This is a genomic window from Brevundimonas vesicularis (assembly GCF_027886425.1).
Lineage (GTDB): Bacteria > Pseudomonadota > Alphaproteobacteria > Caulobacterales > Caulobacteraceae > Brevundimonas > Brevundimonas vesicularis_C.
This window is the reverse complement of record NZ_CP115671.1, coordinates 42,695-57,162: the sequence shown is the minus strand read 5'-3', so window position 1 is coordinate 57,162 and position 14,468 is coordinate 42,695. Positions and strand designations below refer to the sequence as shown.

The following is a 14,468-nucleotide window of genomic DNA, read 5'->3' as shown; positions in this document are numbered from 1 at the left end:
CGGGCCGTCTTGCGACGACCCGCCCCTCATTGCGCCTGAAAGCAGGATCAGGCGTTCAGATCGACGTCCTTGCCTTCCTTGACCAGCAGGAAGCCCAGAACGACCGTCCCCAGAGCCACCACGATCGGGTACCAGAGGCCGGAGTAGATGTTGCCCGTCGCCGCCACGATGGCGAAGGCGGTGGTCGGCAGGAAGCCGCCGAACCAGCCGTTGCCGATGTGATAGGGCAGGGACATGGAGGTGTAGCGGATATTGGTCGGGAACATCTCGACCAGGGCCGCCGCGATCGGTCCGTAGACCATGGTCACATAGAAGCCGAGGATGAACAGGATCAGCACCACCATCGGCTTGTTGACCAGGGCGCTGTCGGCCTTGGCCGGATAGCCGGCGGCGGTCAGGGCCTCGCCCAGGCTCTTGTCCCAGGTCTTCTTCTGGGCGGCGAAGTCGGCCGGGGCCATGGCGTCGCCCCGGAAGGTGGGGATGACGGCCTGATCGCCGATGCGGACCTCGGCGACCGTTCCGGCAGGCGCCGCGACATTGGTGTAGGTCACGCCCGCCTTGGCCAGATAGGACTTGGCCACGTCGCAGGAGTGGTTGAACACCGTCTTGCCCACCGGATCGAACTGGAGATTACAGTCGGCCGGATCGGCGTAGACCGTGACCGGCGCAGAGGCGGCGGCGGCGGCCAGTTTCGGGTTGGCGGCCTGGGTCAGGGCGTTGAACAGTGGGAAATAGGTCAGGGCCGCGATCAGGCAGCCGGCCAGGATGATCGGCTTTCTGCCCACCTTGTCCGACAGCCAGCCCCAGAAGATGAAGAAGGGCGAGGCGGCGACAAGCGCGATGGTCAGCAGCACATAGACCAGGGTGGCGTCGACCTTCATGACCCGTTCCAGGAAGAACAGGGCGTAGAACTGACCGGTGTACCAGATGACGGCCTGGCCGGCGGTCAGGCCCAACAGGGCGATCAGCACGATCTTCAGGTTGGGCCATTTGCCGAAGCTGTCCTTCAGCGGAGTCTTGGAGCCCTTGCCCTCGGCCTTCATCTTCTTGAACGACGGGCTTTCGGCCAGCTTCAGGCGGATCCACAGGGAGACGCCCAAGAGCAGGATCGAGACCAGGAACGGAATGCGCCAGCCCCAGGCGGCGAAGGCCTCTTCGCCGACCGCAAGGCGGACGCTCAGGATCACCACGAGGCTCAGCACCAGGCCGGCGGTCGCCGTGATCTGAATGAAGGAGGTGTAGAAGCCGCGCTTGCCCTGCGGGGCGTGCTCGGCGACGTAGGTGGCGGCGCCGCCGTATTCACCGCCCAGGGCCAGGCCCTGGATCAGGCGCATCAGCACTAGGATGATGGGCGCGGCGATGCCGATGACCGCATAGGGCGGCAACAGGCCGACGACGAAGGTCGACAGACCCATCAGCAGCATGGTGACGAGGAAGGTGTTCTTGCGCCCCCAAAGATCGCCCAGCCGCCCGAAGACGATGGCGCCGAAGGGCCGCACCGCAAAGCCGGCGGCGAAGGCCATCAGGGCGAAGATGTAGCCGGTGGTTTCGTTGACGCCGGAGAAGAACTGGACGGTGATGATCGCCGCCAGTGAGCCGTAGAGATAGAAGTCGTACCACTCGATGACGGTGCCGACCGATGAGGCGAGGATGACCAGACGATCGCTGCGATCGACGGTGTGCTCCTCTCCTCCGGACGCAAGGGGTGCGTCGGTTGCCATGATCCATTTCCTCCCGTGTCGCCGTTATCGGCCGTTCTGCACATCCTTCAGGATGCGTGGACGCCGACATTGACCGAGAGCGGGGCGGGTGGAGAGAGCGACTTTGGTCGAGGATCGTCGGTCGCCAAGGCGACCTTGGGGTCGAGGATCGCTGGCGATCAGCCGTCGATGGAGATGACCGGGCCGAGCTTGGGTTGCGCCTTGCCGCGCCGGGCGCTGCGACGCTTCAGCCAGGCGCGGATGCGGGTCTGGATCGGATTGTCGATCGCGAAGTGGAAGGCGAAGGCGAAGGCGACCGCCGCCATGACGCCCAGGCCCCACAGGCCCCATTGAACGAAGAGGGGCAAGGCGATGCGCGCCTCGACCGCATTGACCACGCCGAACCAGACGATGCGGACCACCTCGTTGGAGATGAACATCGAGAAGGAGACCATGGCGGCGGTTTCGACCCACTTCGAGGGCTTGGTTACAGGCACGGCGCCGGCGGCCAGGATGATGATCGAGATCAGGGTCAGGGCGACGAGGGCGTGCTTGTCGTGAAGTTGAAGCGCGAAGAAGCCGACGGCGGCGAGCACCCCGGCCCAGCCGGCCAGGCGCGGGGCGATCCAAACCTTCTGGGCGAACCAGGCCAGGCACATGCCCAGGAAGAACAGCGGCAAGGCGCGGATGATGCCGTAGCGCATGGGCATCTGATAGACGGGATAGCCTAGGAACGACCAGCACAGCTGGTTGGCGACCAGATAGACGCCGACGCCGACGGCCAGGGCCGACCAAGGACCCAGCCGCATCAGGCCGCGAATGATCCAGGGGAAGGCCAGATAGCAGCCGATCAGGGCCGAGATCGACCAGGTCGGGGCGTTCCAGCCCAGTCCGCCGTGCACGCCATAGGATTGCAGCAGCAGCAGCTGGGCCGGCAGCTGATCCCAGGCGAACCATTCGGGATTGCGGGGCGGCGAGCCGGCGGCGGTGGCCAGCAGCACGAAGGCGACCAGCGACAAACCCATGATCAGGTGGGCGGGCACGACACGCAGGAACCGCTTCAGGAAGAAGTCGCCGGGCGACATCCGACCCTTGTCCACCGCCGCGCCATAGACGCGCATCAGCACATAGCCGCTGTCGATCAGGAAGAAGTTGGTCAGCAGGAAGCCGCCGCGTTCGAAGATCGGATTGATCAGGTGGGCGAGCGGCTCGGGACCGGCGGCCTGGAAGTGATGCAGGATGATCAGGAAGGCCACGATGAAACGCAGCGCGTCCAGCCAGCCGCCGCGCGCGATCTGAACTGTCTCATTGCGGGTCGAAATCAGGGACCAGGGCATCGTCAGCGCCTCCTTTGATCCCTTTACCGCAAGCGTCGGGCCAGTTCGCCTGTCAGGCGAACATCAGCCCCGCACCAGACGCAGAAACTCCTCGCGGGTGCGGGGGTCGTCGCGGACGACGCCGATCAGGTGGCTGGTCGACAGGCTGGCGCCCGGCGCATTGACGCCGCGCAGGGTCATGCAGCTGTGCTCGGCCTCGATTACCACGCCGACGCCGTGCGGCTTCAGCACGGTCTGGATGGCTTCGGCGATCTCGGAGGTCATCTTTTCCTGGATCTGAAGGCGGCGGGCGAAGCCGCGCACGACCCGAGCCAGTTTGGAGATGCCGACGACGCGGTCCGTCGGCAGATAGGCGACGTGCGCCTTGCCCACGACCGGCAGCATATGGTGCTCGCAGAAGCTGACGAAGCGGATGTCCTTCAGCACGACCAACTGGTCGTAGCCTCCCGTCTCTTCGAAGGTCTTCTCCAGATAGGAGAGGGGATCGACCTCATAGCCCTGGAAAAGCTCGCGGTAGCTCTTGGCGACGCGGGCGGGGGTTTCCAGCAGACCTTCGCGGTCCGGGTTGTCGCCGGCCCATTCGATCAGGGTGCGGACGGCGGCTTCGGCGTCGGCCTGGGAGACTTTGGAGGCGGGGGCGTCTGTCATGGCGGCCTAGATAGCGGAGCATTTGAGGGAAGGGGAGGCGAAGATCGGCCCCATTACGAGGCAGGCGCGCGTTCAGACGGCGAAGTCAAAAAAAGAGAGTCTAATTCGTCTAATTCGTCTGAAATCGAATGGATGGCGCTCCCCAAGGCGAAGGCGGGGACGTCGGCATCGAAGCGGCGCCGTTCAAGGCCGCACGCGAGATTTTTCCGCGGGTCAGGTCTAGACGAAGACGCGTGTGGTTAGCGGCCTGTTAACCATCCTGTCGGCATTTTCTGCCCAGTAGTTGCTGGAGTGGGCCGATGAACGGCGCGGAAGTTCTGGACGTCGGGCGCGACGCCATCTGGCTGACGATCCAGCTGTGCCTGCCGGTGCTGCTGGTCGGCCTGGTCGTCGGCGTGGTGATCGGCCTGTTTCAGGCCCTGACGCAGATCCAGGAACAGACCCTGATCTATGCGCCCAAGATCATCGCCATCTTCGTTTCGCTGATCCTGTTCCTGCCGCTGATGGGCGCCCTGTTGGGCGGCTTCATGCGCCAGATCGCGGCCCGCATCGCGGGGATGTAGTGGACGCTTATGCGACCGCTGATCAGGTCTGGGCCGGGGGGCTGATCTTCGCCCGGATCGCGGCGATCCTGATGCTGATCCCCGGCTTTGGCGAGGCCTATGTGCCCCCGCGCGTGCGACTGTCGCTGGCGCTGGTCATCAGTCTGGCGCTGTGGCCGGTGGTGCGCGGTTCGCTGCCGGGCCTGCCGGACAGTATGGGGCTGATGGTCGGGTGGATCATCCGCGAGGTGGTCGTGGGCCTGATGATCGGCCTTTTGCTACGCATGTTCATGAGCGCCCTGGCGACGGCGGGCGAGATCGTGTCGCTGCAGACGACGCTGAGCTTCGCCCAGACCGCCAATCCGATGCAGGCCCAGCCGGGCTCGACCATCGCCGCCTTTCTGGCCCTGCTGGGGGTGACGCTGCTGTTCGCCACCGACACCCACCACTTGTTCATCGCCGGCATGGTGGGATCGTATCGGCTGATCTCGCCGGCCCAGCCGCTGATGATGGCCGACTTCACCCAGATGGCTGTGCGAACCTTGGGCGACAGCTTCCTGTTGGGCGTGCAGTTGTCGGCGCCGGTGCTGGTCTTCGCCTTGATCTTCAACCTGGCGTCCGGCCTGGTGGCGCGGGTCATGCCGTCGTTCCAGGTCTATTTCGCCGCCGCGCCCTTGAGCGTGATCCTGGGCCTGTCGATCTTCGCGCTGAGTCTGGGTGCGCTGGGCACCCTCTTCATCGACCGCTACCGCCGTCTGGCGGAGTATTTCGTGCTGGGAGGCCCTGGTGGCTGAAGGCGCGGATCCCGAGTCGAAAACCGAAGAGGCGACCCCGCGAAAGCTTGAGGACGCCCGAAAGAAGGGCGATGCGGCCAAGTCGCCCGACGTCGCCCAGGTGCTGTCGCTGGCGGGAGCGGCGGCGGTGATCCTGATGGGGGGAGGCTGGTTCGCCTCGTCCATCGCCGAACAGATGCTGCCCTTCATCGCCGCGCCGCACGAGATGCTGGGGGTGCTGAACTCGGGCGCCGGAAACCAGATCATGGTGCGCGCCGTCTGGGCCGTGGCGCCCTTTCTGGGAGCCGTCATGCTGGCGACCATCCTGGGCGGGGTCGGGGGCAATGTCGCCCAGTCCGGCCTGATCTTCACCACCGAAAAGCTGAAGCCCAAATGGTCGGCGGTCAGCCCGATGCAGGGGTTCAAGCGCATCTTCGGCCCCGACGGCCTGGCGCAGTTCGTCAAGACCTTCCTGAAGCTGATCGCCGTCTGCGTCGTGTGCTGGATGGTGTTGAAGCCGCACCTGCGCGAGTTCGAGAACATGGCCTCAATTAGCCCGCTGGCGATCCTGCCGCTGGCGCGCGACATGGCGATCTCGCTGTTCGTGGCCTCGATCATCCTGCTGGGCGCCACGGCCGGAGCCGACTTCATCTGGCAGAAGATGCGCTTCGCCAAGCGGATGCGGATGACCAAGGAAGAGCTGAAGGAAGACTTCAAACAGTCCGAAGGCGACCCGCACATCAAGGCCAAGCTGAAGCAGATCCGCATGCAGCGCAGCCGCCAGCGGATGATGGCCAATGTGCCCAAGGCCACCGTCATCGTGACCAACCCGACCCACTACTCGGTCGCCCTGCGCTATGAGCCGGATCAGGGCGACGGGGCGCCGATCTGCGTGGCCAAGGGCGTCGACGCCCTGGCCCTGCGCATCCGCGAAGTGGCGACCGAGCACGGCGTGCCGATCGTCGAGAACGTGCCGCTGGCGCGCGCCCTGTACGCCACCGTCGAGGTGGACGAGGTCATTCCGCGCGAACATTTCGACGCCGCCGCCAAGATCATCGGCTTCGTCTTCCAGTCCCGTAAGCGCCGGTAAGGCGGCGTCAGGATTTGGGCGTATGATCGCAACACTGATTCGCGAGGCTGTATGACGTCCACCCGCCGCCCTTCGTTCGACCTGTTGTCCGGCGTGATGGCGTTCGGCGTCGTGGCGGCGATTGCGGCGTTGGCCTATCCGGCGTTTCGCGCCAACCCGACCTCGGCGCCGGGACTGGTGCTGATCCTGACCGTGGGCGCGATCGCCCTGATCGGTCTGTTCGGCTTCCGCCGGGCGGCGGACGCCAAGCCGAGCAGCGATGCGGCCATCGAGGTGCTGGACGCCATGGCCGAACCGGCGGCGCTGGTCTGGGATTCAGGACAGATCCTGGCCTTCAACGCCGCCTGGTCCGAGGCCAATGGCGCGACCGGCGCTCTGCCGCGCGGCAAGTCGGCCCAGGCGCTGTACATGGCCTTCGCCCAGGCGCGCAAAGGCGAGCCGGGCCGCGCCATCGTCATGATCGGACAGCGCGAGGTCGAGGTTGTCATCGGCCAGATCGGCGATGGCAAGACGGGCGAGGGACGGTTCCTGATGCGCGCTGCGCCGGACGCCGTCCTGCCCATCGCCGCCGCGCCCGTTCACGCGCCCGCCGCCGCGGCGACCGGCGAGGCGCGAGCCATGGCTGCCGGGGCGCCGTTCGGCTCGGCCGTGATCGGCGGCGACGATCTGTTTTCAGGCCGGGCTGAAGAGGCCAATCCGGCGCTGGCGGTCCTGACCGGACCGGGGGCGGCGCGCGATGCAGCCTTTGGTCATCTGTTCGATCCGGGCGGCATCGCCGAGGCGCGGCTGAAGCTGGCGGGCGGATCGTCGGGACCGATCGAACTGGTCGCGCGGGCCTATCCCGACAAGATGCTGCATCTGTATGTGGCGCCCGAGGGTGATAAGCGGCGCATCTGGCTGTTCGACGTCTCGGGCCAGAAGTCGATGGAGCTGCAGCTCAACCAGGCCCAGAAGATGCAGGCCGTGGGCCAGCTGGCCGGCGGCGTGGCGCACGATTTCAACAATCTGCTGACGGCGATCCAGCTTCAGCTGTCGGGTTTGCTGGAACGGCACCCGGTGGGCGATCCGTCGTACGAGGGCCTGAACGAGATCCGTCAGACGGCCATTCGCGCGGCCGATCTGGTGCGCAAGCTGCTGGCCTTCTCGCGCAAATCGACGGTGCGGCGCGAGCGGCTGGACCTGGGCGAACTGGTCGGCGAGTTCGCCATCCTGCTGCGGCGGCTGCTGCGCGAGGACGTCCGGCTGGAGACCGACTACGGACGCGACCTGCCAGTCGTGCTGGCCGACAAGTCTCAGCTGGAGACGGCGGTGATGAACCTGGCCGTCAATGCGCGCGACGCCATGCGCGGCGTGGTCGAGCCGGGCGCCGGCGTCGTCACCATCGCCACGCGCCGCCTGACGGGCGACGAGGCGCGGGCCCTGGGTTGGGTCGATGCGCCGACGGACGAGGTGGCCCTGATCGAGGTGTCGGACACCGGACCCGGCGTGCCGCCCGAACTGGCGGACAAGATCTTCGAACCCTTCTTCACCACCAAGGCGGTGAACGAGGGCACCGGCATGGGCCTGGCCACCGTTTATGGCATCGTGCAGCAGGCGGGCGGCCATATCACCGTCAGCAATATCGAGGGGGCTGGAGCCGCCTTCCGGATCTTCCTGCCGGCGGCGGGCGAGGCGGAGCTGGCCGAGGTTCAGCCGGTCGAGGTCAAGGCTAAGGCGCCGCGCGACCTGTCGGGCGCCGGCCGCATCCTGTTCGTCGAGGACGAGGACGCCGTGCGCGGCATCGCCGCCCGGCTCCTGCGTCAGCGCGGCTACGAGGTCATCGAGGCCGCCGACGGCGAGGAGGCCCTGTTGCTGGCCGAGGAACATGCCGGCCAGATCGACATGATGATCTCGGACGTCATCATGCCGGGGCTGGACGGGCCGTCCTTGCTGAAGAAGGCGCGCAAATATCTGGGCGACGCGCCGGTCATGTTCATCTCGGGCTATGCCGAGAGCGATTTCTCGGACCTGCTGCAGGACGAGACGGGTGTGTCCTTCCTGCCCAAGCCGCTGGACATCAAGACGCTGGCGGAGCGTGTGAAGCAGGAGCTGCACGCGGGCTGATCGCCCGCATGACGAGCGGGTTCAGGCGGCGCGGCGAAGCGCGGACGGCGCCTTTACATACAGGCCCCGGCGGCCGTTCACGGCGCGGAAGGCGACCGTCTCGCCTTCCAGACTTTCGTCCACGCCCAGAAGCAGGCAGCCGTCATCGACCAGGCGGCGTTCCAGTCCGTCGAGAAGACGCGCGCGTCGTGACGGCTCCATATCGGTCATCACATTGCGGCAGAAGATGACGTCGAAACGTGCGTCATCGGTCGGTTCGTCCAGCAGGTTGGCGCGACCGAAACGCACGGCGTCGGCCAGTTCGGCCTTGACGATCCACTGGTCTTCTCGCGGTTCGAACCAGCGCAGCATGGTCTTGGCCGTAAGCCCGCGCTGGATCTCGAAGCCGGTGTAGAGGCCCGAGCGCGCCTTCTCGATCGCGCGCTGCGACAGGTCGGTGGCGACCAGATCGACATCGACGCCGATCTCCCTGGCCGTCATGGCGATGGACCAGGCCTCCTGGCCGGTCGAGCAGCCGGCCGACCAGATCTTGATCCGCCCGTCGCGCCGCGCCTTGGACAGGGCCGGCAGCAGTTCGGTTTCGAGAATGCGGAAAGGGGTGCGGTCGCGACGGAACCAGGTCTCGGCGTTCAGCAGGGCCTCGATCACCGACCAGGCCAGCGAGGCGACCGGATTGGCCCACAGGTTCGTCAGCAGAGCCTCGACATTGGCGTAGCCCTCACGCCGCGCGATCGGACCCAGCCGGTGTTCGGCCAGGTGGATGCGATCCCGCGACAGCCGATAGCCGGCTCGGGTGGCGAGAAGGGACTGCAGCTTGTCGAAGTCCTCAGGCGTCATGCGGCGATCGCTCCGACCTCCGTCAGCTTGGACTGCAGGATTTCGCCGTCGAACGGCTTCATCACATAGTCGTCGGCGCCGGCGGCCAGGGCTTCGGCGATCCGCTCGGGGCGGGTCTCGATCGTGCAGAACAGCACCTTGGGTTGCTTGCCGCCCGGCATGGCGCGCAAGCGACGCAGGAAGGTGATGCCGTCCATCACGGGCATGTTCCAGTCCACCAGCAGGACGTCAGGCATGGCGCCGGTGCAATAGGCCAGGGCCTCGGAACCGTCCGCCGCCTCATCGACCTCATAGCCCAGGCCCTCGACGATGCGGCGCGCAACCTTGCGGATGATGCGGCTGTCGTCGACGATCAGGCAGGTTCGGAAGTCCAAGGTCGATCCCTCAATGACACTACGGCTTTCGCCCGAGGCGCATGGACTGTTTTTATCTCAAACGCCAGTTAATGAGTCGTTTGGAAACGCCTCAGGCAGGCATTCGCGCGACCAGTGCGACCTTTCCGTCTTCAACCTTGACGCGTAGAGCGCCGCCGGCCTCGTTTACGGTCAGCCACAACCAGTAGGGCTGGATCCACTGGCCGGCCAGGCCCTCGACCAGGCGTTCGCCGGCCAGACCCGTGACGGCCTCGGGCTTCAGCCGGGCGCGGGCGCCCTCGGCGAAGCCTTCCAGATAGAGCAGGCCGTTTTCCATCCGCGACTGAATGGTGGCGACGCCGCCCATCGGCAGGGCGCCGACGGTCAGATAGGCGAGGTTGGTCAGGGCGCGGGCCTGGGGCTTGGTGAACTCGCCGTCGGTGATCCGCCAGTCCAGCGAGGCGCGGCCCCCCTGGACCATGCCGGACACCAGGCCTTCGATCTCGCGGGCTGTGAACTTCTCGCTGGTGGTGGCGGCGCCGAAGGCGACGCGAGCGAAGTGAACCAGGGCGACCATCTTCCTGGCGCTCTGCTCGATCAGGGCCAGGGCGTCGTCGCGCATGTCCTGAGCCGTCGGGTCCTGCATCAGGTCCAGGCCAGAGACGATGGCGCCCGACGGGCTGATGAAGTCATGGCACAGCTTGGCCGCGATATAGGTCGCCAGCTCCGTCCCATCGACCGGAAGGTCCAGCGGATCGGCGTCTGTGTCGTGGGGGGAGGTCATGATGTCTGGCGCGCTCAGGTCACAGTTCGTGTCGCGCGCGAAGTTGGAGTGATTTGCCGGTTCATGGAACCGTCCGGATGGTCTATCGACCCGCCAATGACGACCTCTTCCACACCTGCTCTTGAGCGCGATCTGACGTCCGGCGCGCTGTCCCTGGCCATCGCCGAGATCGCAGAGGAGGCCGCGCGGCTGATCCTGCCCTATTGGCGCGCAGGCACGGCGGTCGAGACCAAGTCCGACGACAGCCCGGTGACGCAAGCGGACCGGGCGGCCGAGGCTCTGATCCTGGAACGGTTGGCGGCCCTGTATCCGGGCGTGCAGACGGTGGCGGAGGAGGCCGTGTCGGCCGATGGCGCGCCTGAAACCGCCGAGGACTGGTTCTGGCTGATCGATCCGCTGGACGGCACGCGCGGCTTCGTGCGCGGCGGCGAGGCCTTCACCGTCAATATCGCCCTGATCCATGACGGCTATCCGGTCGCGGGCGTGGTGACGGCGCCGGCGACGGCGACGACCTGGCGCACCGACAAGCCCGAGGGCGGCGCCTTCCGGCGTCAGTTCGGCGCCCTTCAGGCCGGCGAGGCCCATTCAGGCGAGGACTGGCGTCCGATCCGGGTGCGCGACCGGCCGCTGGAAGGCATGGCCCTGCTGAGCCACAGCGTCACCGACGAAGAGGCGACGCGTCTGGCCGCCCGTCACGGCTGCTCGCGCTGGCAGGGGACGGATTCGTCGCTGAAGTTCTGCCTGATCGCCGAGGGGCGGTTCGACGCCTATCCGCGCACCGGTCCGACCTCGGAATGGGACACCGCAGCGGGCCAGGCGGTGCTGGAAGCCGCCGGCGGGCGGGTTCTGGCCGATGACGGGCAGCGGATGGCCTATGGAAAGACGCGGTTCCTGAACGGCGCCTTCGTCGCCATGGGCGGCTGAGGTCTAGGCCCTCAGAAGCGCCTCGGCGCGGTCGGCGAGGGCGTCGACGCCCATTTCCCGGGCCGTCATCGCCGCCTCGCCCAGGATCAGCCCCAGATCGGTCGGGACGACGCCGCCCAACCGATGCCGCGCCAACATGATCTCGGCCATGCCGATCTGATCGGCGGCCCAGTCGAGCGGCGTCGCCGTCGCCATGCGCGCCCGCAACCGGGTCTCCAGCGTCATCAGGGCGGTCAGGTTCTTGACCGCCTCTGCCAAGGCCACCTCACGCGTGATGCGCCGCTCGCGCGCCAGGGCGCCGATGATCAGTTCGCCGCCCTGCGTCAGGGCTTCCGCCTGGGTCAACAGCATCAGCGGCTGGGCGTCGTCGCCGACACGCAGCACCTGGATCGCGGCCCAGTCCAGCGGGCTGTGATCCGGCGTGAACTGATCGGCGGCGGCGTCGAACATGATCCGCCCCTGGTTGCGGGCCTCGTCATGCCCCGCAATGGCGGCTAGGGCCGACAGGCCAGCGCCGCACAGAGCGAGGGCGCGGGCGCGGGTCAGGGGGCGATGGTCAGGGGATGCGGCCTCGACCAGGGCGCCCAAGTCGCGGCCGGCCTGATCCAGAAGATGCACGTCGCGCTGCACCACGCCCATTTCCAGCGACAGGGCCGCGCGATCCATACGCAGATCCATGTCCTCGGCGTCGTCTCTGCGCACCGCCTCATCCATCAAGACAGCCGCCTGATGAAGGCGGGCGATGTCGCCGCTCAGCCGGGCGGTGCGGACCGTGAGCCGGGCGTGAAGCGCGGCCATGCCGACCGCGATGCGTCGGCTGCGCGGCTGCCCGACCGCCGCAAGGGTCGTCGCCGCGCGGTCCAGACGACCGGTATCGCCGCACAGATCAAAGCGCAGCATCAGCACCGCCGCCTTGGCCATGGCCGCCCGCGCGATCTGATCCTCGCCCACCGCTGAACGCGCCAGGCTGTCTGCGCAGCGTTCGGCCCGGTCCAGACTGTCGGCGGCGCCGGTGCGCCGGGCGTGTTCACGCCACAGGGCGCAGGCGCGGTTCTCGGTCTCGAAGGGACGGGCGCAGGAGACGCGTCCGGCGTCCGTGGCCTCGCGTCGCGCCTCGGCGCGCAGCAGATCGGCGCCGATCAGTTCGACCCAGCCCAGGTCTTCGCTCTCTCGCGCCTGGGCGAAGAGTTTTCGAAGATCACGGCCGAATTCGAACATGCTGGACCTCGGTTATCCCGCTTCGGGACGCAGACTGCGTCACCTGCGGCGTCCAATGCAAACGCAGCGCCGGGAATGCGGTTCGGCTTGGCCTTAAGCCGGCGCCCTAGTCGAGTTTCGGCGTCTTCTGCTGGCAGCGTTGCAGGTTGGCGCGCGCCTCGGGCGCATCGGCGTTGAGCTGACGCACCGCGGCGATGCGCGCGCGGGTCTGATCGGCCTCAGCGGCCGGCGCCGTCTTGCCCGCCGCCGTCGCGGCCTGCATGGCCGCCAGGGACCAGTAGAGCGCGGCGTCATACAGCCGACGTCCCTGGGCGCTCTCGCCGCCTTCAAGCTCCGACGCGGCCTGGGTCAGGCCCGCACAACGCACCGCTTCCTCATACGAAACCAGCCCCACGGAAGGGGCGGCCTGCAGCATAAAGACGGTGCTGGCGAAGGCGAGAAGCGTCGACATAACTTGAGAATGGCTCAGCCGCGTGACCAAAGGAAGTCGTTTGCGGCGCCTGGGCTTACCCGCGTTCCTTCGTCTTGGTGAAGGCGATCTTGGGGAAGCGTTCGCCGACATAGCCGGTTTCCCAGCTCGACTTGGCCAGGAAGACCGGGGCCTGGTCGATGTCGCGCGCCATCTGGGGGCGATACTTGCCGCTGAAGTCCTCGACGTCCGCGTCGGAGCCCTCCGCGCCTGGAGCGATCCAGCGCGCCTCGGCGTAGGGGGAGGGTTCGAAGACGACGTCTAGGCCGTACTCCTCGCCCAGACGGTCTGCCATGACCTCGAACTGCAGCTGGCCCACGGCGCCGACGATGAAGTCCGAGCCGATTTCGGGACGGAACAGCTGGGTCACGCCTTCCTCGGCCAGACCTTCCAGCGCCTTCTTCAGGTGTTTGGCCTTCAGGGGATCCTTCACGCGAACCCGTTGCAGGATTTCCGGCGCAAAGTTCGGCAGGCCGGCGAAACGGACCACGCCGCTCTCCGACAGGCTGTCGCCGACGCGCAGCACGCCGTGGTTCGGAATGCCGATCACGTCGCCGGCGAAGGCGTCGTCGGCCAGTTCCCGATCCGAAGCGAAGAACATGATCGGCGCATTGACCGACAGCGACTTGCCGGTGTTCTGCACCTTCAGCTTCATGCCGCGCTTGAAGGCGCCCGACGCCATACGGAACATCGCGATCCGGTCGCGGTGGTTGGGGTCCATGTTCGCCTGGACCTTGAACACGAAGCCGGTGACCTCGTTCGAACCCGGCTCGACCTCGGTCTCGACAGGGGCGGGGGCGTTGCGGGTCTCGGGTGGGGATTCCTTTTTGGCCTTCATGACCTTGGGCGCCGGGGCCCAGTCGCCGATGGCCTTCAGCAGTTCGTCGATGCCGAAGTGACGAAGCGCCGATCCCCACAGCACCGGCGTCATGTGACCTTCCAAGAAGGCCTGGCGATCAAAGGCCGGATAGCCGCCCTCGACCAGTTCGACGGCCTCGGCCAGGTTGTCTTGTTCGCCCGCCTCGAAATACTGCGCCGCCTGGTCCAGCGGCAGGGCGGGGGGGTGTTCGGGATCCTCGGCCGAACCGGCGGCCTTGCGGGTGTAGGGCTGGAACCGGCCGGTCCCGACCTCGACCATGCCGCGCAGGCGATTGCCGCTCTCGGCCGGCCACCAGATCGGGGCGGGGTCCAGCTGAAGGCGTGACGCGATGTCGTCCAGCAGAGCCATCGGGTCCTGGGCCTCGCGGTCCAGCTTGTTGATGAAGGTGATGATCGGGATGTCGCGCAGGCGGCAGACCTCGAACAGCTTCAGCGTCTGCGGCTCGATCCCCTTGGCGGCGTCCAGCACCATGATGGCGCAGTCGGCGGCGGTCAGGGTGCGATAGGTGTCTTCGGAGAAGTCCTCGTGCCCGGGCGTATCGAGCAGGTTGAACATCTTGCCGTCGTGCTCGAACGTCATGACCGAGGCGCTGACCGAGATGCCCCGCTCCTTCTCGATCTTCATCCAGTCCGAACGGGTGCGGCGGTTCTCGCCGCGCGCCCGCACCGCGCCGGCCGCACGAATGGCGCCGCCGGCCAGCAGGATATGCTCGGTCAGGGTCGTCTTGCCCGCATCCGGGTGGGCGATGATGGCGAAGGTCCGGCGGCGCGCCGCTTCTTCAGGCAGGGTCAAGGAAGACATGGCGCGCGA

General features: G+C 67.0%; 14 protein-coding genes. 5 read left to right on the top strand and 9 right to left on the bottom strand.

The genetic code is table 11. From position 1 onward, the window contains the following. Positions 1-47 precede the first annotated feature (47 nt). The 3 genes from PFY01_RS00255 to folE all read right to left on the bottom strand — a co-directional run bounded on the left by PFY01_RS00255 (position 48) and on the right by folE (position 3,685). Positions 48-1,721: an MFS transporter gene (locus PFY01_RS00255; protein WP_271041970.1), complete on the bottom strand. Its 1,674-nt coding sequence runs from the start codon at positions 1,719-1,721 to the stop codon at positions 48-50. Between the two features lie 158 nt (positions 1,722-1,879). Further along, positions 1,880-3,037, bottom strand: coding sequence for an acyltransferase family protein (locus tag PFY01_RS00250; RefSeq protein ID WP_271041969.1), 1,158 nt, complete (start codon positions 3,035-3,037; stop codon positions 1,880-1,882). Between the two features lie 63 nt (positions 3,038-3,100). Next, positions 3,101-3,685 carry a GTP cyclohydrolase I FolE gene (gene folE, locus PFY01_RS00245; protein ID WP_055806832.1) on the bottom strand — a complete coding sequence of 195 codons (585 nt, stop codon included), beginning with the start codon at positions 3,683-3,685 and terminating at the stop codon, positions 3,101-3,103. 299 nt (positions 3,686-3,984) lie between these two features. Between folE and fliQ the strand changes: the two genes are divergently transcribed. From fliQ to cckA, 4 genes are read left to right on the top strand one after another with little or no spacing between them, the layout of a single operon-like run. Continuing rightward, a complete protein-coding gene (gene fliQ, locus PFY01_RS00240) occupies positions 3,985-4,248 on the top strand; it encodes a flagellar biosynthesis protein FliQ (protein ID WP_017505641.1) in 264 nt (87 codons plus the stop codon). Continuing rightward, on the top strand, positions 4,248-5,021 hold the full coding sequence (gene fliR / locus PFY01_RS00235) for a flagellar biosynthetic protein FliR (RefSeq protein WP_066629549.1): 774 nt from the start codon (positions 4,248-4,250) through the stop codon (positions 5,019-5,021). The genes fliQ and fliR overlap by 1 nt, the downstream gene beginning before the upstream one ends. Then, the gene (gene flhB / locus PFY01_RS00230) at positions 5,014-6,090 is read left to right on the top strand and encodes a flagellar biosynthesis protein FlhB (protein ID WP_271041968.1); all 1,077 of its coding nucleotides are present in this window, start codon (positions 5,014-5,016) and stop codon (positions 6,088-6,090) included. The genes fliR and flhB overlap by 8 nt, the downstream gene beginning before the upstream one ends. A gap of 51 nt (positions 6,091-6,141) precedes the next feature. Further along, entirely contained in the window at positions 6,142-8,193 is a 2,052-nt protein-coding gene (cckA, locus tag PFY01_RS00225) for a cell cycle histidine kinase CckA (RefSeq protein ID WP_271041967.1), read from the top strand. Between the two features lie 21 nt (positions 8,194-8,214). Here the strand turns inward: cckA and PFY01_RS00220 are convergent, their stop codons facing one another. The 3 genes from PFY01_RS00220 to chpT form a co-directional block, all read right to left on the bottom strand. Then, positions 8,215-9,030 carry a CheR family methyltransferase gene (locus tag PFY01_RS00220; RefSeq protein ID WP_271041966.1) on the bottom strand — a complete coding sequence of 272 codons (816 nt, stop codon included), beginning with the start codon at positions 9,028-9,030 and terminating at the stop codon, positions 8,215-8,217. Beyond that, positions 9,027-9,404: a response regulator gene (locus PFY01_RS00215; protein WP_017505646.1), complete on the bottom strand. Its 378-nt coding sequence runs from the start codon at positions 9,402-9,404 to the stop codon at positions 9,027-9,029. Before PFY01_RS00215 ends, PFY01_RS00220 begins: the two co-directional genes overlap by 4 nt. Positions 9,405-9,495: 91 nt before the next feature. Further along, positions 9,496-10,167: a histidine phosphotransferase ChpT gene (gene chpT / locus PFY01_RS00210; protein WP_271041965.1), complete on the bottom strand. Its 672-nt coding sequence runs from the start codon at positions 10,165-10,167 to the stop codon at positions 9,496-9,498. A gap of 96 nt (positions 10,168-10,263) precedes the next feature. On the opposite strand from chpT, the gene cysQ reads away from it, so the two are divergent. After that, complete coding sequence (gene cysQ / locus PFY01_RS00205) at positions 10,264-11,091, top strand: 3'(2'),5'-bisphosphate nucleotidase CysQ (RefSeq protein WP_271041964.1); 828 nt, start codon at positions 10,264-10,266, stop codon at positions 11,089-11,091. A 3-nt stretch (positions 11,092-11,094) separates the two neighbouring features. Here cysQ and PFY01_RS00200 read toward each other — a convergent pair whose 3' ends face one another. The 3 genes from PFY01_RS00200 to PFY01_RS00190 all read right to left on the bottom strand — a co-directional run bounded on the left by PFY01_RS00200 (position 11,095) and on the right by PFY01_RS00190 (position 14,459). After that, positions 11,095-12,309: a hypothetical protein gene (locus PFY01_RS00200; RefSeq protein ID WP_271041963.1), complete on the bottom strand. Its 1,215-nt coding sequence runs from the start codon at positions 12,307-12,309 to the stop codon at positions 11,095-11,097. A gap of 106 nt (positions 12,310-12,415) precedes the next feature. Then, positions 12,416-12,760: a hypothetical protein gene (locus tag PFY01_RS00195; protein ID WP_271041962.1), complete on the bottom strand. Its 345-nt coding sequence runs from the start codon at positions 12,758-12,760 to the stop codon at positions 12,416-12,418. A 55-nt stretch (positions 12,761-12,815) separates the two neighbouring features. After that, positions 12,816-14,459: a peptide chain release factor 3 gene (locus PFY01_RS00190; RefSeq protein WP_066629565.1), complete on the bottom strand. Its 1,644-nt coding sequence runs from the start codon at positions 14,457-14,459 to the stop codon at positions 12,816-12,818. Between the last annotated feature and the right edge of the window lie 9 nt (positions 14,460-14,468).

Excerpts from the sequence above, each read along its gene's own strand:
- PFY01_RS00255 (WP_271041970.1), bottom strand. The coding sequence starts at position 1,721 with ATGGCAACCGACGCACCCCTTGCGTCCGGAGGAGAGGAGCACACCGTC.
- PFY01_RS00250 (WP_271041969.1), bottom strand. The coding sequence starts at position 3,037 with ATGCCCTGGTCCCTGATTTCGACCCGCAATGAGACAGTTCAGATCGCG.
- folE (WP_055806832.1), bottom strand. The coding sequence starts at position 3,685 with ATGACAGACGCCCCCGCCTCCAAAGTCTCCCAGGCCGACGCCGAAGCC.
- fliQ (WP_017505641.1), top strand. The coding sequence starts at position 3,985 with ATGAACGGCGCGGAAGTTCTGGACGTCGGGCGCGACGCCATCTGGCTG.
- cckA (WP_271041967.1), top strand. The coding sequence starts at position 6,142 with ATGACGTCCACCCGCCGCCCTTCGTTCGACCTGTTGTCCGGCGTGATG.
- PFY01_RS00220 (WP_271041966.1), bottom strand. The coding sequence starts at position 9,030 with ATGACGCCTGAGGACTTCGACAAGCTGCAGTCCCTTCTCGCCACCCGA.
- chpT (WP_271041965.1), bottom strand. The coding sequence starts at position 10,167 with ATGACCTCCCCCCACGACACAGACGCCGATCCGCTGGACCTTCCGGTC.
- cysQ (WP_271041964.1), top strand. The coding sequence starts at position 10,264 with ATGACGACCTCTTCCACACCTGCTCTTGAGCGCGATCTGACGTCCGGC.
- PFY01_RS00200 (WP_271041963.1), bottom strand. The coding sequence starts at position 12,309 with ATGTTCGAATTCGGCCGTGATCTTCGAAAACTCTTCGCCCAGGCGCGA.
- PFY01_RS00195 (WP_271041962.1), bottom strand. The coding sequence starts at position 12,760 with ATGTCGACGCTTCTCGCCTTCGCCAGCACCGTCTTTATGCTGCAGGCC.
- PFY01_RS00190 (WP_066629565.1), bottom strand. The coding sequence starts at position 14,459 with ATGTCTTCCTTGACCCTGCCTGAAGAAGCGGCGCGCCGCCGGACCTTC.